Origin of the sequence: Dyella marensis (assembly GCF_049532885.1) — a bacterium.
Taxonomy (GTDB): domain Bacteria; phylum Pseudomonadota; class Gammaproteobacteria; order Xanthomonadales; family Rhodanobacteraceae; genus Dyella_D; species Dyella_D marensis.
On record NZ_CP064029.1, the window covers coordinates 874,896 to 893,221 of the forward strand.

13 protein-coding genes and 1 riboswitch are annotated in these 18,326 nt (G+C 69.1%); of the genes, 9 read left to right on the plus strand and 4 right to left on the minus strand.

Annotated elements, in window-relative coordinates; all coding sequences use genetic code 11:
* Nucleotides 1–52 precede the first annotated feature (52 nt).
* Genes otsA through otsB form a run of 3 tightly spaced genes read right to left on the minus strand, consistent with a single transcriptional unit; the run spans nt 53 to nt 4,069 of the window.
* Nucleotides 53–1,435 carry an alpha,alpha-trehalose-phosphate synthase (UDP-forming) gene (otsA, locus tag ISN75_RS03750; RefSeq protein ID WP_343819372.1) on the minus strand — a complete coding sequence of 461 codons (1,383 nt, stop codon included), beginning with the start codon at nt 1,433–1,435 and terminating at the stop codon, nt 53–55.
* Complete coding sequence (locus tag ISN75_RS03755) at nt 1,432–3,273, minus strand: glycoside hydrolase family 15 protein (protein WP_343819371.1); 1,842 nt, start codon at nt 3,271–3,273, stop codon at nt 1,432–1,434. The genes otsA and ISN75_RS03755 overlap by 4 nt, the downstream gene beginning before the upstream one ends.
* Nucleotides 3,266–4,069 (minus strand): trehalose-phosphatase, encoded by an 804-nt coding sequence (otsB, locus tag ISN75_RS03760; protein WP_343819370.1) that lies wholly within the window; start codon nt 4,067–4,069, stop codon nt 3,266–3,268. Before otsB ends, ISN75_RS03755 begins: the two co-directional genes overlap by 8 nt.
* A 247-nt stretch (nt 4,070–4,316) precedes the next feature.
* Here otsB and clpB point away from each other — a divergent pair, with 247 nt between their 5' ends.
* Nucleotides 4,317–6,899, plus strand: coding sequence for an ATP-dependent chaperone ClpB (clpB, locus tag ISN75_RS03765; protein ID WP_343819369.1), 2,583 nt, complete (start codon nt 4,317–4,319; stop codon nt 6,897–6,899).
* Between the two features lie 192 nt (nt 6,900–7,091).
* Here the strand turns inward: clpB and ISN75_RS03770 are convergent, their stop codons facing one another.
* The gene (locus ISN75_RS03770; RefSeq protein WP_343819368.1) at nt 7,092–9,104 is read right to left on the minus strand and encodes a phosphocholine-specific phospholipase C; all 2,013 of its coding nucleotides are present in this window, start codon (nt 9,102–9,104) and stop codon (nt 7,092–7,094) included.
* A 644-nt stretch (nt 9,105–9,748) separates the two neighbouring features.
* Nucleotides 9,749–9,965: riboswitch (cobalamin riboswitch) on the plus strand.
* 116 nt (nt 9,966–10,081) lie between these two features.
* Between ISN75_RS03770 and btuB the strand changes: the two genes are divergently transcribed.
* From btuB to cobU, 8 genes are read left to right on the plus strand one after another with little or no spacing between them, the layout of a single operon-like run.
* Nucleotides 10,082–11,938 (plus strand): TonB-dependent vitamin B12 receptor, encoded by a 1,857-nt coding sequence (gene btuB / locus ISN75_RS03775; protein WP_423385127.1) that lies wholly within the window; start codon nt 10,082–10,084, stop codon nt 11,936–11,938.
* Between the two features lie 26 nt (nt 11,939–11,964).
* Nucleotides 11,965–12,540, plus strand: coding sequence for a hypothetical protein (locus ISN75_RS03780; protein WP_208399569.1), 576 nt, complete (start codon nt 11,965–11,967; stop codon nt 12,538–12,540).
* Entirely contained in the window at nt 12,537–13,139 is a 603-nt protein-coding gene (gene cobO, locus ISN75_RS03785; RefSeq protein ID WP_343819367.1) for a cob(I)yrinic acid a,c-diamide adenosyltransferase, read from the plus strand. Before ISN75_RS03780 ends, cobO begins: the two co-directional genes overlap by 4 nt.
* The gene (locus tag ISN75_RS03790) at nt 13,136–14,431 is read left to right on the plus strand and encodes a cobyrinate a,c-diamide synthase (RefSeq protein ID WP_343819366.1); all 1,296 of its coding nucleotides are present in this window, start codon (nt 13,136–13,138) and stop codon (nt 14,429–14,431) included. The genes cobO and ISN75_RS03790 overlap by 4 nt, the downstream gene beginning before the upstream one ends.
* Nucleotides 14,428–15,342: an adenosylcobinamide-phosphate synthase CbiB gene (cbiB, locus tag ISN75_RS03795; RefSeq protein ID WP_343819365.1), complete on the plus strand. Its 915-nt coding sequence runs from the start codon at nt 14,428–14,430 to the stop codon at nt 15,340–15,342. Before ISN75_RS03790 ends, cbiB begins: the two co-directional genes overlap by 4 nt.
* Nucleotides 15,335–16,345: a threonine-phosphate decarboxylase CobD gene (gene cobD / locus ISN75_RS03800; protein WP_343819364.1), complete on the plus strand. Its 1,011-nt coding sequence runs from the start codon at nt 15,335–15,337 to the stop codon at nt 16,343–16,345. The genes cbiB and cobD overlap by 8 nt, the downstream gene beginning before the upstream one ends.
* Entirely contained in the window at nt 16,342–17,817 is a 1,476-nt protein-coding gene (locus ISN75_RS03805) for a cobyric acid synthase (protein WP_343819363.1), read from the plus strand. The genes cobD and ISN75_RS03805 overlap by 4 nt, the downstream gene beginning before the upstream one ends.
* The gene (cobU, locus tag ISN75_RS03810) at nt 17,805–18,326 is read left to right on the plus strand and encodes a bifunctional adenosylcobinamide kinase/adenosylcobinamide-phosphate guanylyltransferase (protein ID WP_343819362.1); all 522 of its coding nucleotides are present in this window, start codon (nt 17,805–17,807) and stop codon (nt 18,324–18,326) included. Before ISN75_RS03805 ends, cobU begins: the two co-directional genes overlap by 13 nt.

Genomic DNA, 18,326 nt, shown 5'->3' on the forward strand with positions numbered 1-18,326 from the left:
CACCCGCCCCTCATCTGCCTGCCGGCATCTTCTCCCCAGCGGGGAGAAGAGTTCACTCCCGCAGCGCCGCCAGGAAACTCCTCCGCCACGCCGTAATGTCCTGCCGCTCCAGCACATCCATCATCGCCCGCCAGCGCATCTTCCTTTCCTCCAGCGGCATCGCCAGCGCGCGCTCCAGCGCATCGGCCACTTCCTCGGTATCCGCGGGATTCACCAGCAAAGCCTCGTCCAGCTCCTGCGCCGCGCCGGCGAACCGCGACAACACCAGTACCCCCGGATCCTCCGGGTTCTGGCTCGCCACGTATTCCTTCGCCACCAGGTTCATGCCGTCGCGCATCGGCGTCACCAGTCCCACCTTGGCATTGCGGTAATACCCGCTCAGCACGCTGTGCGGAAACGACTTGTTGACGTAGCGGATCGGCACCCAGTCCGGCGCCGCGTACACGCCATTGATGTGCCCGGCCTTGCGTTCGAGGTCGCGGCGGATCTGCCGGTACTCCGGCACGGTGCTGCGCGATGGCGGGGCGATCTGCAGGAAGCTCACGCGGCGGTGCCAGTCCGGCATGCGTTCGAGCAGGCGCGCGTAGGCGTCGAAGCGCTGCGGCAGGCCCTTGGAGTAGTCCAGCCGGTCCACGCCGATGATCAGCGCGCGGCCTTCCAGGCTGCTGCGCAGGTCTTCGATCGGATCCAGCGTACCGGCTTTCGCCGCCGCCTCGGCCACCTGCCGCGTGTCGATGCCGATCGGGAACACGCCCGCGCGAAAACGCCGGTGGCCCAGCCGCAGGCGATGGCCGCCGCGCAGGCGGGCGCCCGTTTCGTGCACGAAGTATTCCTCCAGCGCGCGCAGGTCGCGCGCCGTGTGCACGCCCACCAGGTCGTAGGCGGCCAGCGTTTCCAGCAGCTCGCGATGGCGCGGCAGCGCGATCAGCAGGCCGGCCGGCGGCAGCGGCGTATGCAGGAAGAAGCCGATGCGGTTGCGCACGCCGCGCGCGCGCAGCATCGAGGCCAGCGGGATCAGGTGGTAGTCGTTGATCCAGATCGCGTCGTCCTGCTCGACCAGCGCGGCCAGGCGTTCGGCGAACACGCGGTTGACGCGCAGATAGCCGTCCAGATGGCCGCGGTTGTAATCGACCAGGTCCGGCCGGTAATGCAGCAGCGGCCACAGGGTGCGGTTGGCGAAGCCGTCGTAGAAATGGTCGTGGTCGTCGCGCGACAGGTCGATGGTGGCGTAGTGCACGGGGCCGTCGTACAGGTGGTGCACGGTGGCCGCGGTCTCGCCGGCGATCTTGCCGCTCCAGCCGAACCACAAGCCGCCGGCTTCCTGCAGCGCCGCGCGCATGGCCGAGGCGAGGCCGCCGGTGGCGGTCTGCTTAGGTAATGCGACCCGGTTGGAGACGACGATCAGGCGGCCGGTGCGTGACGGCACCACGCTCATAGCTCGTCCTCCCAGCGGCGCGACAAGCGCATCGCGGTCTGCACCAGGCCCACCAGCGAATAGGTCTGCGGAAAATTGCCCCAGTGCTCGCCGGTGCCCGGCGCCAGATCCTCCGACAGCAGGCCCAGCGGATTGAGCTGCGACAGCATGTGCTCGAACATCTGCCGCGCGCGCCGCTTGCGGCCGGTGGCGGCCAGCGCCTCGATGTACCAGAAGGTGCAGATATTGAAGCTGGTTTCCGGCGTGCCGAAGTCGTCCGGCGCGATATAGCGGAACAGGTAATCGCCGCGGCCGAGTGCCTTGCCGATCGCATCCACCGTGGCGATGAAGCGCGGATCGCGCCCGCGCACGAAGCCGATATCGGCCAGCAACAACAGGCTGGCATCCAGGTGCTCGCCGTCGTAGGCGTCGACGAAATGCCCCAGCCGTTCGTTCCAGACGCGCGCGGAAATGCGCTCGTGCAGCGCCACCGCCTCGTCGTGCCAGTAGCGCGCGCGATCGGTCAGGCCCAGCTCGGTGGCGATATGCGCCAGGCGGTCGCAGGCGGCCCAGCACATCGCCGCCGAATAGGTGTGCACGGCGGCGCGGCCGCGGAATTCCCATAGCCCGGCATCCGGTTCCTCCGCCATCCGCAGGGCCATGCGGCCCATGCTTTCCAGGCGCTCGAAGGTACGCGCATCGCCCGGATTCTCCAGGCGCTGGTCGAAGAACAGCTGCGCGGAAGCCAGCACCACCGAGCCGTACACATCGTTCTGGCGCTGGCGCCAGGCGTCGTTGCCGATGCGCACCGGCCCCATGCCGCGGTAGCCGGCCAGGCCTTCCGCCTCGCGCTCGGGCAGCTCGCGCTCGAAGGTGATGCCGAACACCGGGCCGACTTCATGATCGCCTTCGGCGGAGACGATGTTGAACACGTAGCGGATGTATTCCTCCATGCTGCGCGTGGCGCCCAGCCGGTTGAGCGCGCGCACCACGAAGGCGGCGTCGCGCAGCCAGCAGTAGCGATAGTCCCAGTTGCGGCTGGTGCCCGGCGCTTCGGGAATCGAGGTGGTCAGCGCGGCGATGATGGCGCCGGTGGCCTCGTACTGGCACAGCTTCAAGGTGATCGCGGCGCGGATCACCGGCGCCTGCCATTCGTAGGGAATGGACAGGTAACGCACCCAGTCGCGCCAGTAGGCGATGGTGTATTCCAGCGTGCCGTGGATGAAATCCGCAGGGCTGGTGGCGAGCGTTTCGTCGGGGCCGAACACCAGGTTGGCGGGCCGGTCCAGGTGGAAGAACAGGCCGCGCTCGATCAGCGGCACCGCCACGTCGGTGGTCAGGCGCTGCACCACGTCGCTCAGCAGAAAACGCAGGTGATTGCTGCCGGAGGTGGTGTCGGGCTGGCGCGCGCCGTAGTCGCACAGCGGTCGCAGAAGGATGCGGATGCGCGGATTGCCCTGGATCGGCCGGATGCGCCGGGCCAGCATCACCGGATGGTAGAAGCGCCCGCGGGTGCGGTGGCGCGGCGCGAAATCGGTGATCTCGATGGCGTTGCCGTGGCGGTCGTACAGCCGCGTGACCAGCACCGCGGTGTTCGGCAGGTATTCCTGCTCGGCCCGTTCGACATGTTCCAGCTCGACGCTCCAGTCGCCCCCCTCGCACGCGGGCGAGAGCAGGGCGCAGAAGCTGGCGTCGCTGTCGAAGCGCGGCAGGCAGCACCACACGATGCGGGCCATGCCGTCGATCAGCGCGGCCACGCTGCCGTTGCCGATCACGCCCAGAGCCAATGTCTGCGGATTGGCCCGGGTATCGCTGCCGCCAGGTCCGGTGTCGTCGGACCTGGTGCGGGGTTCAGGCATTCCCTCCAAGGGCATGGGCATGGGGTTCGACTCCTTGCTTGAGCACGTTCAAGACACGTTGCAGCCAGGCCTGTGCCGACGACGGGCCCGGCAGGGTGTATTGGGCGAGCGTGGGTTCGCGTTCGCCGACGCGGACGCTGATCCCGTTCTCCAGATTGGTGGCGGCGAAGCCGTGTTCGTCGGTGAGGTCGTCGCCGAGGTACACGGGCAGGCGGCCGGCGAACGGCGGGCGTTCCAGCAGCTCGGTCACCGCCTTGCCCTTGTCCATGCCGGCGGGCTTGAGTTCCAGCACCAGGTTGCCGGCCTGCAGCTCGTAGCCCGGCAGGCCCGGCAGCAGCGCCAGCACGGCTTCGCGCAGCGCTTCGTATGCGGCCGGCGCGGCGCGGCAATGCAGGGCCACGGCCAGGTCCTTGTTCTCCACCAGCACGCCGGGATGCGCGCGCGCGATCGACTCCGCCGCATGCAGCACCAGGGTGCGCCGGCTGGCGCTGACGCGCGTCTCGCGCCGCTCGCCGTCGGCGTGGCGCAGCTGCAGGCCGTGCAGGCCGGCCATCGCCCACGGTGGCGAACCGAACAGCGCGTCGAGGCCGACCAGGCTGCGCCCGCTCACCAGCGCGAGCGCGCCATCGAGATAGGCGTAGAGTTCGGCCAGCAGCGCGTACAGCTCGGGATCGACGCGCACGTCGCCGGGGCGCTCGGCAAACTCGAGCAGGGTGCCGTCGACGTCCAGGAACAGGGCCCAGCGGTCGCCGGTGCCGGGCAGGGGCGGTGCCGGAAGCGGGGTCGCAGCAGGCATGCGGGGGAAGGCGGGGGAAAAAGACATCAGAACGAGCCTAGCAGGGCGAATGTGAAGATCAGCTTTGGATGTGTCTGCATGAATCAACGTAGGTTGGGGTGAGCGCAGCGAACCCCAACGGTGCCGCCGCATCGGGGTTCGCTGCGCTCACCCCAACCTACTTGAATCGTTGAGGTCGGACCGCATCTCATCGGGCAGTGAGCGGCCTCGGGGGCTGCCGAATCTTTATCTTTGCGGGGTTCTATCTATGCGGATGGACAAACTGACATCGCGCTTCCAACAAGCGCTGGCCGACGCGCAATCCATGGCGGTGGGCCGCGACAACAACATGCTCGAACCGGTGCACGTGATGGCCGCGCTGCTCGACCAGCAGGGCGGCACCACCGCGCCGCTGCTGACCCAGGCCCAGGTCAACGTGCCCACCTTGCGCCAGCGCGTGGGCGAAGCGCTGGACCGCCTGCCGCGCGTCAAAGGCGACGAAGGCAACGTGCATATCGGCAACGACCTCACGCGCCTGCTCAACCTCACCGACAAGCTCGCGCAGCAGCGCGGCGACCAGTTCATCGCCAGCGAGCTGTTCGTGCTCGCGGCGCTGGAGGACAAAGGCGATCTCGGCGCGGCGCTGAAGGCCGCGGGCGCCCACAAAGCCAACCTGGAACAGGCGATCGACAAGATTCGCGGAGGCGAAAAGGTGCAGAGCGAGAATGCCGAGGACCAGCGCCAGGCGCTGGAGAAATACTGCGTCGACCTGACCGCGCGCGCCGAGAGCGGCAAGCTCGATCCGGTGATCGGCCGCGACGAGGAAATCCGCCGCACCATCCAGGTGCTGCAGCGGCGCACCAAGAACAACCCCGTGCTGATCGGCGAACCCGGCGTGGGCAAGACCGCCATCGTCGAAGGCCTGGCCCAGCGCATCGTCAACGGCGAAGTGCCCGAAGGCCTGCGCGACCGCCGCGTGCTGGCGCTGGACATGGGCGCGCTGATCGCCGGCGCCAAGTTCCGCGGCGAATTCGAGGAGCGCCTGAAAGCCGTGCTCAACGACCTGTCCAAGCAGGAAGGCCGGGTGATCCTGTTCATCGACGAGCTGCATACCATGGTCGGCGCCGGCAAAGCCGACGGCGCCATGGACGCCGGCAACATGCTCAAGCCCGCGCTGGCGCGCGGCGAGCTGCACTGCATCGGCGCCACCACCTTGGACGAGTACCGCAAGTACATCGAGAAGGACGCCGCGCTGGAGCGCCGCTTCCAGAAGGTGTTCGTGGGCGAGCCCAGCGTGGAAGACACCATCGCGATTTTGCGCGGCCTCAAGGAACGCTATTCGGTGCACCACGGCGTGGAGATCACCGATCCGGCCATCGTCGCCGCCGCCACGCTGTCCAACCGCTATATCACCGACCGCCAGCTGCCGGACAAGGCGATCGACCTGATGGACGAGGCGGCCAGCCGCATCCGCATGGAGATCGATTCCAAGCCGGAGGAACTGGACCGCCTGGAGCGCCGCCTGATCCAGCTGAAGATCCAGCGCGAAATGCTGCGCAAGGAAACCGACGAGGCGTCCAGGAAGCGCCTGGCCGACCTGGAAAGCGATATCGAAAAACTCGAGCGCGAGTTCTCCGACCTCGACGAAGTGTGGAAGTCGGAGAAGGCGCTGCTGCAGGGCGCGACCAAGATCAAGGAACAGATCGAGCAGGCCCGCGTGCAGCTGGAAGCCGCGCAGCGCCGCCAGGACTACGCCAAGATGAGCGAGCTGCAGTACGGCCGCCTGCCGGAACTGGAAAAGCAGCTCGCCGCCGCGCAGGCCGCCGAGAAGCACGAGTTCAAGCTGGTGCAGGACCGCGTCACCGACGAGGAGATCGCCGAGGTCGTATCGCGCTGGACCGGCATCCCGGTCAGCAAGATGCTGGAAGGCGAGCGCGAGAAGCTGCTGCATATGGAAGAGGCGCTGCACAAGCGCGTGGTCGGCCAGGACGAAGCGGTGCGCGCGGTGTCCGACGCGATCCGCCGCGCGCGTGCCGGCCTGTCCGATCCGAACCGCCCGTATGGCTCCTTTCTGTTCCTGGGCCCTACCGGCGTGGGCAAGACCGAGCTGTGCAAGGCGCTGGCCGAATTCCTGTTCGATACGCAGGACGCGATGGTGCGCATCGACATGAGCGAGTTCATGGAGAAGCACTCGGTAAGCCGCCTGATCGGCGCGCCCCCCGGCTATGTCGGCTACGAGGAAGGCGGCTATCTCACCGAGGCGGTGCGCCGCCGTCCGTACAGCGTGATCCTGCTGGACGAGGTGGAGAAGGCCCATCCGGACGTGTTCAACATCCTGCTGCAGGTGCTCGACGATGGCCGCCTCACCGACGGCCAGGGCCGCACGGTGGATTTCCGCAATACCGTGATCGTGATGACCTCCAACCTGGGCTCGCAGCTGATCCAGGAGCAGGCCGGCGATTCCGAAGCCGACTACCTGCAGATGAAGGCCTCGGTGCTGGGCGTGGTGCAGGCGCACTTCCGTCCTGAGTTCATCAACCGCCTGGACGAGCTGGTGGTGTTCCGCCCGCTGGAGAAGAAGCAGATCCGCAAGATCGCCCTGATCCAGCTGATCCACCTGGAAAAGCGCCTGGCCGAACGCCAGCTGCGCCTGGAGATCGGCGAGAAGGCGCTGGACCTGCTGGGCAATGTGGGCTTCGATCCGGTGTATGGCGCGCGGCCGCTGAAGCGGGCGATCCAGCAGCAGCTGGAGAATCCGCTAGCGAAGGAGATTCTCGAAGGCCGGTACGCGCCGGGCGATGTCATCGGGGTGGATGCGGAAGGCGGGCAGTTGGTGTTTCGCACGCAGTAAAAAAAGAAAGGCGCCCACAGGGCGCCTTTTCTTTTTCCCCCTCTCCCCTCCGGGGAGAGGGCTGGGGTGAGGGGTCGGGCGGAGCGGAGAAGCAGAAGCAGCAAGCAGGCCGCGCCCTGTCGAACCCTTCCCGCGAGCCCCGGCCCCTCATCTGGCTGCCGCCATCTTCTCCCCGGAGGGGAGAAGAGTTCGCTAGCGGGGTTCGCTGATACTTGGCAGGCCGTTTTCCATATGCCCCGCCAACCGCCGCCAATAACCCGCCAGCTCAGCAACCGTCACGCTCAAGTCGTACCAGTTGGCATGGCCACCCAGTGCCCAACTGTCATTCACCGTAGCCCCGGCGGCGACCGAATAAATCCGCACATCGCCCTCCACATAAGCATTGCTGACCGTCACGGTGCATGCCGCGCCGCCGTTATTGGTCACGGCCAGCCGCAGGCGATTGCCTGCGGCGTCGTAGCTCGCCGCCACTTCCGGCGCCGCGCCCATCCCGGTCGCCACGCTGCCGCGATACTGCCGCAGAAAACCATTCGGCCCATGCGCCTCCAGGTCGTACACGCCCTGGGTGTAACGCGCCGCGCTCCAGTAATCCGACAGCTGCTTGCCCGCCTCCACCGTGTAGCGCCATGGCCCGTCGCTGCGGTTCGCCGCATACACCTGGAACACCGCGCCGGCCGCACCGTCGTTATGGAAGTCGATCCAGTAGCGCCCCGCCGCCGCATCCACCCGGCCATCCGCACGCAGCGTGTAAGGCAGCGCGCGCGCCGGCCGCGTACCCGCTTCCTGCGCCGGCATCGCCTGTGTGGAGGGAATACTCGGCGCCGGCAGGTTCTTGCACTGCTGGTCCGCCGCGGCGGTGTAGCCGGTGGTGGAGGGCAAGCCGGGCCAGCCGCTGTTGCTGCCGCTGAAATCGAAGGCGCTGAGCAGGTCGCCGCACACCGCGCGGCGCCAGGCGCTGATATTCGGCTCCATCACGCCGAAACGCTGCTCCAGGAAACGCAGCACCGAGGTGTGGTCGAACACCTGCGAACACACCCAGCCGCCGCGCGTCCACGGCGACACCACGATCAGCGGCACGCGGAAGCCCAGGCCGATCGGCTGGCCGTTGCTGATCTCGCCCGTCACGCTCACCGTGGACAAGCCGTCGTTGGACGAAGCCGGCGGCGTCGGCGGCGGCACGTGGTCGAAGAAGCCGCCGTTCTCGTCGTAGTTGAGGATGAAGGCGGTCTTGGCCCATACCGCCGGATGGGCGGCGAGCGCGGCGAGCAGGCGCGCGCTCAGGTCCTCGCCGTAGGCCGGCTTGAAGCTGGCGTGTTCGGACAGGTAATCGGCGGCCACGATCCACGACACCTGCGGCAGCGTGTCGTTGGCCACGTCCTGGGCGAACGCGGCGACCATGTCCGCCTGCGTCGCCATGCCCTTGTCATGCAGCGGCGTGCCCGGCTTGGCCTGCTTGAAGTTCTTGAACCAGGCCAGCGCGTTGTCGTCGAAGTTGTTGCTTTCCTGGTAGACCTTCCAGCTCACGCCGGCCTTTTCCAGGCGCTCGGCATAGGTGGTCCAGGTAAAGCCCGCGCTCGGCTCGGTGTTGTCCAGCACCGCCGCCTGGCCCACCGACAGGCCGTTGCTGCCGGTCATCGCATGCAGGCGGTTGGGGTTGGTCTGGGTGAGGGTGGCGGCGAAGTAGTGGTCGCAGATGGTGAAGGCGTCGGCCAGCGCGTAATAGAACGGCAGGTCGGCGCGCTCGAAATGGCCCATGCCGAGGCCGGCCGCGCGTGCGGTGTTCCAGGCGTCGAACTTGCCCTTGTTGAAGATCGCCGTGTCCACCGGGTAGTTCATCGCCGGCGCATTGGCGCAGATCGCGCTGGTGGTCGCGGTGTTCATGCGGAACGGCAGCAGATAGCCGTCCGTATTTCCTGTGTAGGGCTGCTGCCACACGCTGCGCGCGCCGCCGGGCAGCGGCGCCGGCACGCGGTCGCCGAAGCCGCGCACGCCGCGCAGGCTGCCGTAGTAGTGATCGAAGGAGCGGTTTTCCTGCATGAAGATCACCACGTGCTTGACGTCGGTGAGGTTGCCGGTGCCGGTCGGGGAGGGGGCGGCCAGGGCCTGGCGCAGGGTTTCGGGGAGCAGGGAGGCTGCGGCGAGGCCGCCGGCGGCGGCGGCGGTCATCTGCAGGAATCGGCGTCGCTTGGGGTCGATTTCGCTCATGGGGGCGCTCGGGTGCTGCCTGATTGCGGGCTGTGGCTAGCTAATCGCAGTGGTGTTGCAGTGCCTTGCCAGCTGTGCGTCAGTGGGGAGACACATGGTGGACTGGGGGTGAAGGGGGCTAGCGAGTGGCGCGCCTTGCCGCCCCCTACTCGTCATCCCGGCGTAGGCCGGGATCCAGTGGCGATGGTGCTCGGTTGTCGCGTTGACGCGTATGGGTCTCGCCGTTGGCGAGGGTTTCGCCCCGCTGCCGCGGGGCGAGTTACTTTTTCTCTGCGTGCCCAGAGAAAAAGTAACCAAAAAGAGAGGGCACCCTGCTTGGCGCCCTCAGCAGCGCAGCTGCTGAGGGTCCGTGAGGGCTGGCCGGGCTTTTTGACAGGGCATCCATGCCCTGATCAAAAAGGCGAGGACTCCTGTCCTCGCCCCCTTCGGGGCCTTTTCGTCCAGCCCTCACCGCCGGCGCCAAGGGGACCCGGTAGAGCAAAAGCGCACAAGCGGAACGCCGCGGCTGCGCCGCGAGCTCTTCGCTCGATTTTCGCCCCACCCGTCATCCCCCTCTCCCCGCCGGGGAGAGGGTCGGGGTGAGGGGTCGGGGCTCGCCACGACACCTCCTACTCGTCATGACGAGCACCCCCTTGTCGTACTGCTAAGATGCCCGGGCCTGAGGTGACCGCTGGCCTGGCCGGTGGTTGAAACGGGAATCCGGTGCGCCGTATTGACGGCTATTCCGGAGCTGCCCCCGCAACGGTAGGCGAGACACGATCGGCGGAAGCCACTGTGCTGCGAAGCATGGGAAGGCGCCGGTCGGGGAGGCATCAGCCTTCGCTCGCGAGCCCGGAGACCGGCCTCGAGGTGAACCGGACATGCGGTGGGCGTGCTCCTGGCGAGCGCGCCCTCGTCGTGCGTCCGTCCGGAGCTCCTTCCGCCTGTCCTGCAACCGAAGCGATTCCGCGCGGGCAGGCGCGGTCCAGGAGCCACCAGTGTCATTGCATGTTCCGTCCTTGCGCCGGTCCGCGTTTGCGGCCGCGTTTTCCCTTGTCTTGCTTTCCACCGCCGCGCAGGCCGACGAGCCTTCGCAGGACCTCAAGGGCGTGGTGGTCACCGCCACCCGCACCGAGCAGAGCGAATCGGCCACGCTCGCCGCCGTCACCGTGATCGACCGCGCCGAGATCGAGCGCCTGCAGCCGCAATCCGTGGCGGACCTGCTGCAAGGCACACCGGGCCTGTCGATGGCCAACAACGGCGGCCCGGGCAAAGCCACCTCGCTGTTCCTGCGCGGCACCGAGGCCGACCACGTGCTGGTGCTGGTGGATGGCGTGAAGATCGGCTCGGCCACCCTGGGCCAGCCGTCGATCCAGAACATCCCGGTGGAGCAGATCGAGCGCATCGAGATCGTGCGCGGTCCGTTCTCCAGCCTCTACGGTTCGGAAGCGCTGGGCGGCGTGATCCAGATCTTTACCCGACGCCCCAGCGGCGCCTTCGAGCCGAACCTGGAGCTGGGCTACGGCAGCAACGACAGCTTCCGCGGCGCCGCCGGCCTGGCCGGCAAGGTCGGCGAGGGCTGGTATGCGGTGCAGGCCACGCACGAGGACACCGACGGCATCAACGCCTGCCGCGGCAAGCCGTCGCCGCGCGGCGCGGGCTGCTTCGTCAACGAACCGGACCGCGACGGCTTCCGCGACAGCTCCGTCTCGCTCAAGGGCGGCTACCGCTTCAGCGACGCCTGGGATGCCGACGCACAGTGGCTGCGCAGCTGGGGCTACAACGCCTACGACGGCTCCACCAGCAACCAGTCCGACGTGGTGCAGCAGGTCTACGGTGCACGCGTGCACTGGCGGCCGAGCCGCGATTTCACGCTCACCGCGAGCGCCGGCCAGAGCGCCGACCTCGGCGACAACTACCTCAACGGCCGCTACACCAGCACCTTCGATACGCACCGCGATCTCGGCTCGCTGCAGGGCGACCTCAATCTCGGCGGCGGCTTGTGGAGCCTGGGCTACGACTGGCAGCGCGACCGCGTCGACAGCAACACCAGCTATGCGCGCGACCAGCGCCTCAACCGCGGCCTGTTCGCGCAGTGGCAGCAGGCGTTCGGCGCGCAGTCGCTGCAGGCCAGCCTGCGCCACGACGACAACCAGCAGTTCGGCGGCAAGACCACCGGCAGCCTGCTTTGGGGCTGGGATTTCACGCCGGGCATGCGCCTCACCGCCAGCGCCGGTTCCGCCTATAAGGCGCCGACCTTCAACGAGCTGTACTACCCCGGCTACGGCAATACCGCGCTGCGGCCGGAAAGCTCGCGCAGCTACGAGCTGGGCCTGCGCGGCACGCCGGGCTGGGGCCTGTGGTCGCTCAATGCCTTCGAAACCCGCATCCGCGACCTGATCGCCTACGACGCCTCGCGCGGCGTGCCGGGCAATGTCGACCGCGCGCGCATCCGCGGCGCCGAAGCGGTGGCTTCCACCACGCTGGCCGGCTGGACCTTGCGCGGCACCGCCACCTGGCTGGACCCGCGCAACCGCAGCGACACCTACCGCGACAAGCTGCTGCCGCGCCGTGCCCCGCGCAGCGCGCGCGTGGATGCGGACCGCGGCTTCGGCGACTTCAGCATCGGCGCCAGCGTGTACGCGGCGGGCAAGCGCTACGACGACCTGGCGAACGGCTATCGCCTGGGCGGCTATGCGCTCACCGACCTGCGCCTGGCCTATGCGCTGGACCGCGACTGGAAAGTGCAGCTGAGCGTGCGCAACGCCTTCGACAAGCACTACGAGACCGCGGCCTATTACAACCAGCCCGGCCGCACCGCGATGCTCAGCGTGAGCTACCGGCCCGCGCAGTGAATCCCTTCCGCCCCGAGGACCGCACCATGTCCACCGCCATGCCACGCTTCTCCGTACCGCTCGCCATCGTGTTCGCCGCGGTGATGATCGCCACGCGCTTCCATCACTTCGGCACCGCGCTGCATCTGCCCGATGCCTCGATGGCGCTGTTCTTCCTCGGCGGCCTGTGGCTGCGGCGGCACCTGGCCTTTGCCGCGTTCATGGCGCTGGCGGTGGTGCTGGACTGGGTGTCGGTGTCGTATGCCGGCGTCAGCGATTTCTGCGTGACGCCGGCCTACTCGTTCCTGCTGCCCGCGTATGCGGTGCTGTGGTACGCGGGGCGGCTGTGGTCAGCGCGGATGGCGCCGGCGCCGCTGGCGCTGGCCGGTGCGTTCGGCGTGGCGCTGGTGGCGGCTTCGGTCTCGTTCGCCATTTCCAACGGCGCGTTCTACTGGCTGGGCGGGCGCTATGCGAATCCGCACCTGGGCGAGTACGTTGCCCGCTTGTGGCAGTGGGGCCCGCTGTTCGTGCGCACCACGCTGACCTATGTGATCGTGGCGCTGGCGGCGTACTGGGCGCTGGCGCGCGTGAACTCCACTCGCCAGGCAGGAACCCGGGCATGAGCGACGAAGAACTGCGCCACCGCGAGCGCATGCAGCGCAAGAAGGAGCTGGTCGACCGCAAGATCGCCCGCGCCACCATCGACCGCGGCGTGCTGGTGGTGAACACCGGCAACGGCAAGGGCAAGAGCTCGTCGGGCTTCGGCATGCTGGCGCGCTCGCTCGGCCACGGTTTCCACTGCGGCGTGGTGCAGTTCATCAAGGGCAGCTTCTCCACCGGCGAGGAAGCGTTCTTCCGCCGCTTTCCGGACATGGTCGATTACCACGTGATGGGCGAGGGCTTTACCTGGGAAACCCAGGACAAGGCGCGCGACGTCGCCGCCGCGCAGGCCGCCTGGCAGATCGCCGCGCGCATGCTGGCGGACGAGCGCTACCGGCTGGTGTTGCTGGACGAGCTGAATATCGCGCTGGTCAAGCAGTACGTGACGCTGGAGCAGGTGCTGCCCACGCTGGCCGCGCGTCCGGCCGGCCAGCACGTGGTGATCACCGGCCGCGGCGCGCCCGATGCGCTGGTGGCGGTGGCCGATACGGTGACCGAGATGCGCGTGGTCAAGCATGCGTTCGAGGCGGGCATCCGCGCGCAGCTGGGAGTCGAGCTGTGAACGCCGTGCGGCGGGTGCCGGCGTTGCTGGTGTCCGCGCCGGCTTCGGGGCAGGGCAAGACCTCGTTCACCGCAGCGCTGGCGCGCGCGCATGCGCGGCGCGGACGGCGCGTGCGGGTGTTCAAGACCGGGCCGGATTTTCTCGATCCGATGGTGCTGGAGCGCGCGAGCGGTGCGCCGGTGTATCAGCTGGATCTGTGGATGTGCGGCGAAGCCGATGTTCGCGCGCGGCTGTATGCGGCGGCGGGCGAGGCCGACCTGATCCTGGTCGAAGGCGTGATGGGCCTGTTCGACGGCGGCACGTCCAGCGCCGACCTCGCGCAGCGCTTCGGCCTGCCGGTGCTGGCGGTGATCGACGGTTCGGCGATGGCGCAGACCTTCGGCGCGGTGGCGACGGGGTTGGCGCGTTATCGCGAAGGTTTGCAGGTGTATGGCGTGGCCGCCAACCGCATCGGTGGCGCCTACCACGCGAAGCTGCTGGCCGGGAGCCTGCCGCCGGAGCTGCACTGGTTCGGCGCCTTGCCGCGCGATCCGGCGCTGGCCTTGCCGGAACGGCATCTCGGCCTGGTCGCCGCGGGCGAGCTGGCCGACCTGGATGCGCGCCTGGATGCGCTGGCCGATGCGATGGAGTTGCATGCCGGATTGGATCTTCCGCCGCCGGTCGCGTTCAGCCCGGTCGAAGCAACGCAGGTGCCGCGCCTGCTCGAAGGCCGGCGCATCGCCATCGCACGCGACGACGCGTTCTGTTTCCTGTATCCCGCCAACCTGGACGTGCTGCGCCAGGCCGGCGCGGAGCTGTGCTGGTTCTCGCCGCTGGCCGGCGATGCCTTGCCCGATTGCGATGCGGCCTGGCTGCCCGGCGGCTATCCCGAACTGCATCTGGCGCGGCTCGCCGGGCGCAAGGACCTGCACGCCGCGCTGCGCGCGCACGTCGATGCGGGCAAGCCCTTGCTGGCGGAATGCGGCGGCATGCTCAGCCTGCTCGACGCCCTGGCCACGCGCGAAAGCGATGCGCACACCATGGCGGGGCTGCTGCCCGGCTGGGCGGTGGTGCGCGAGCGGCTGGCGGGGCTGGGCATGCAATCCGTCGAGCTGCCGGAAGGCACGCTGCGCGGCCACACCTTCCACTACGCGCATGCGGAGATCACCCAGCCGCCGCTGGTACATGCAAGCAACCCCGACGGTGGCCCCGCCAAGGAAGCGGTGTACCGGCGTGCACGGCTCACGGCGAGCTTCGTGCATCTGTACTTTCCCTCCGCAACGGAAGCGGCCCTGCGTCTGTTCCTGCCATGAGCGCGCTGGCGCTCACCCTGGCGCTGCTGCTGGACGCGCTGCTCGGCGAACCGCGCCGCGCGCATCCGCTGGTGGCGTTCGGCGGCTGGGCGCGGGCGATCGAGGCGCGGCTGCACCGCGACAAGCGTGGGGCGGGTGTGCTGGCGTGGTGCGTGGCGGTGTTGCCATGGGTAGTCGCGACGTGGGCGATAGCGAGGGTATTGCCGGCTTGGGGCGACCTGCTGTTCGGCGCGGCGATGCTTTATCTCGCCGTAGGTTTGCGCAGCCTGGGCGAGCACGCCCTGCCGGTGGCGGATGCGCTGGAGCGCGGCGATCTGGCCGCGGCGCGCACGGCGGTGGGGCGCATGGTGAGCCGCGACACGGCCTTGCTGGATGAGCGGCAAGTGGCGGCGGCCGCCACGGAATCGGTGCTGGAGAACGGCAGCGATGCGGTGTTCGGCGCGCTGTTCTGGTTTCTGCTGCTGGGCGCGCCGGGAGCGGTGCTGTACCGGCTGGCCAATACGCTGGACGCGATGTGGGGCTATCGCAATGAGCGCTATGAGCGCTACGGCTGGGCCGCCGCGCGGATCGACGACGTGCTGAATTTCATGCCCGCGCGGTTGACGGCGCTGAGCTATGCGCTGCTCGGCGACTTCCTGCGCGCATGGCATTGTTGGCGCCGGCAGGCGCCGGCGTGGGACAGCCCGAACGCGGGGCCGGTGATGGCGGCCGGCGCGGGTGCGCTGGGTGTGCGCCTTGGCGGCGCCGCACCTTATGCAGGCGTCTGGGAGGAGCGTCCGGCGTTGGGCGACGGCGATGCGCCGAATGCCGCGGCGATCCGGCGCGCGCTGCGGCTGGTGCGGCGGAGCGTGCTGCTGTGGCTGGCGGCGATCTGGTGTCTCGTGCCGATCCTCGGAGATCATCATGCTTGAACATGGTGGACGCCTGCTGCGCGCCGCGCACGAGTACGGTATTCCCGCGGAGCAATGGCTAGACCTTTCCACTGGCGTCAGCCCATACGCATGGCCCGTGCCGCCGCTGCCCGCATCCGCATGGCAGCGGTTGCCGGAAGACGATGACGGCCTGATCGATATCGCGCGCACTTATTACGGGCATCCTTCGCTGCTGCCGGTGGCCGGTTCGCAGGCGGCGATCCAGGCTTTGCCGTCGCTGCGCGAGCGCTCGCGCGTAGGCGTGCTCGATCCTGGTTATGCCGAACACGCGCATGCCTGGCAGCGCGCGGGACACAAGGTGGAACGCGCCGCCGCCGATGCGCTGTTCGCCCGTGCGGCGCGCTACGACGTGGTCGTGCTGATCCATCCCAACAACCCCGGCGGCGAACGTTTCGAGCTCGACGCTTTGCTTGCCTTGCACGCCACGCTGGCCCGCCGCGGCGGCTGGCTGGTGGTGGACGAGGCGTTTATCGACGCCACGCCCGAACGCAGCCTGTGCGCGGCGCATGCGCTGCCCGGCCTGATCGTGCTGCGCTCGGTGGGCAAGTTCTTCGGCCTGGCCGGCGCGCGCGCCGGCTTCGTCTGCGCGGAACCCGCGCTGCTGGTGGCGCTGCGGGAGCGCCTGGGGCCATGGACCTTGAGCGGACCGGCGCGCCACGTGCTGAAGCTGGCACTGGCCGATACAGCCTGGCAGTCGGCGCAGCGCGAGCGTTTGCACGCCACCGCCGCGCGCCTGTCGAAGCTGCTCACACACCATGGCCTGGCTCCGGATGCCGGCTGCGCGTTCTTTCACTGGCGCCGCGACGACCGCGCGGCGGCGCTGCAACGCGCGCTGGCACGGCAGGGCGTGCTGGTGCGCCGCTTCGAGCAGCCGCACAGCCTGCGCTTCGGCCTGCCCGGCGACGACGCGGCGTTCGCGCGGCTCGATGCGGCGCTGGCCGGCTGGCGTTCGATCGATCGAAAGCAGGAGGTCGCGCCATGAGCGCACGGGTATTGATGATCCAGGGCTGCACCTCCGACGCCGGCAAGAGCACCGTGGTCGCCGCGCTATGCCGCTGGCTGCGCCGGCGGGGCGTGGCGGTGGCGCCGTTCAAGCCGCAGAACATGGCGCTCAATGCCGCCGTCACCGAGGACGGCGGCGAGATCGGCCGCGCCCAGGCGGTGCAGGCGCAGGCGGCGGGCGTGCCGCCGCATACCGATTTCAATCCGGTGCTGCTGAAACCGCAGAGCGATACCGGCGCGCAGGTGATCGTGCATGGCCGCGCGGTCGGCAACATGGATGCGCGCGACTACCACCGCTACAAGCAGGTGGCGATGGACGCGGTGCTCGCTTCGCATGGGCGCCTGGCGCAGCGCTACGCGGCGGTGGTGGTCGAAGGCGCGGGCAGTCCGGCCGAGATCAATCTGCGCGACCGCGATATCGCCAATATGGGTTACGCGGAAGCCGTGGACTGCCCGGTGCTGCTGGTGGCCGACATCGACCGCGGCGGCGTGTTCGCGCATCTGGTCGGCACCCTGGCCCTGCTGTCGGCGAGCGAGCGGGCGCGGGTGGCCGGTTTCGTGATCAATCGCTTCCGCGGCGATCTGGCGCTGCTGCAGCCGGGCCTGGATTGGCTGGAGCGCGAGACCGGCAAGCCGGTGTTCGGGGTGCTGCCGTATCTGCATGGCTTGCAGCTGGAAGCGGAGGACGCGCTGCCGCGCGATGCGGGCCGGCGCGAAGACGCACTGCTGCGCGTGGCGGTGCCGGCCTTGCCGCGCATCAGCAACCACACCGATTTCGACGCGCTGCGCGCGCATCCGCAGCTGGACGTGCGCCTGGTGGGGCCGGGCGAGGCGTGGCCGCCGTGCGACCTGATCGTGCTGCCGGGTTCGAAGGCGACGCGCGCCGACCTGGAGTGGCTGCGCGCACAGGGCTGGGCCGAGGCGATCGCGCGGCACCTGCGCTATGGCGGCAAGCTGATCGGCATCTGCGGGGGTTTCCAGATGCTGGGACAGGCGGTGCACGATCCGCACGGCATCGAAGGCGAAGCGGGTTCCAGCGCGGGCCTGGGCTGGCTGGCGATGGAGACGGTGCTGGAGCCGGAGAAGCAGCTGCGCCGCGCGCAAGGCAAGCTCGCGCTGGACGACGCGGACGTCGCCGGCTACGAGATCCATTGCGGCCGCAGCACCGGCCCCGCGCTCGATGCGCCGGCCTGCCTGCTGGCCGATGGCCGCGCCGACGGCGCGATCTCCGCCGACGGGCAAGTGCTCGGCACCTATCTGCACGGCCTGTTCGACGAGCCCGCCGCGCTGCAGGCGCTGCTGCGCTGGGCCGGCCTGCACGCGCCCCTCGCCGTCGACGTGCGCGCCTTGCGCGAAGCGAGCCTGGAGCGGCTCGCCGACGCGGTGGAAACGCATCTGGATACCGCGCGCCTGGCCGCGCTGCTGGGAGTGAACGACGCATGCGCAGCCTGATCCTCGGTGGCGCCCGTTCCGGCAAGAGTGCGCTGGCCGAGCGCATGGCGGCGGAGAGCGGGCTCGATGTGGTCTATCTCGCTACGGCGCAGGCGCTGGATGCGGAGATGGCGGCGCGCATCGCGCACCATCGCGCCGGCCGGCCGCCGCACTGGCACGACGTGGAGGAGCCGCTGGCGCTCGCCGATGCGCTGCGCGCGCATGCGCGGGCGGATCGCTGCGTGCTGGTGGACTGCCTCACGCTGTGGCTGAGCAACCTGCTCGGCGATGCCGATGGCGAACGCTTCGCGCGCGAGCGGCAGGCCTTGCTCGACGTGCTGCCCGATCTGCCCGGCACCATCCTGCTGGTGAGCAACGAAGTCGGCCTCGGCATCGTGCCGATGGGCGAACTGAGCCGGCGCTTCGTCGACGAAGCCGGCCGCCTGCATCAAGCGCTGGCCGCGGTGTGCGGACGCGTGCTGTTCGTCGCGGCAGGCCTGCCGCTGGCTCTCAAAGGAAATCTTGCATGA

Bases quoted from the DNA above. Each gene is read 5' to 3' on its own strand.
- otsA (WP_343819372.1), bottom strand. From the start codon at position 1,435: ATGAGCGTGGTGCCGTCACGCACCGGCCGCCTGATCGTCGTCTCCAAC.
- ISN75_RS03755 (WP_343819371.1), bottom strand. From the start codon at position 3,273: ATGCCTGAACCCCGCACCAGGTCCGACGACACCGGACCTGGCGGCAGC.
- otsB (WP_343819370.1), bottom strand. From the start codon at position 4,069: ATGCCTGCTGCGACCCCGCTTCCGGCACCGCCCCTGCCCGGCACCGGC.
- clpB (WP_343819369.1), top strand. From the start codon at position 4,317: ATGCGGATGGACAAACTGACATCGCGCTTCCAACAAGCGCTGGCCGAC.
- ISN75_RS03770 (WP_343819368.1), bottom strand. From the start codon at position 9,104: ATGAGCGAAATCGACCCCAAGCGACGCCGATTCCTGCAGATGACCGCC.
- ISN75_RS03780 (WP_208399569.1), top strand. From the start codon at position 11,965: ATGTCCACCGCCATGCCACGCTTCTCCGTACCGCTCGCCATCGTGTTC.
- cobO (WP_343819367.1), top strand. From the start codon at position 12,537: ATGAGCGACGAAGAACTGCGCCACCGCGAGCGCATGCAGCGCAAGAAG.
- cbiB (WP_343819365.1), top strand. From the start codon at position 14,428: ATGAGCGCGCTGGCGCTCACCCTGGCGCTGCTGCTGGACGCGCTGCTC.
- cobD (WP_343819364.1), top strand. From the start codon at position 15,335: ATGCTTGAACATGGTGGACGCCTGCTGCGCGCCGCGCACGAGTACGGT.
- ISN75_RS03805 (WP_343819363.1), top strand. From the start codon at position 16,342: ATGAGCGCACGGGTATTGATGATCCAGGGCTGCACCTCCGACGCCGGC.
- cobU (WP_343819362.1), top strand. From the start codon at position 17,805: ATGCGCAGCCTGATCCTCGGTGGCGCCCGTTCCGGCAAGAGTGCGCTG.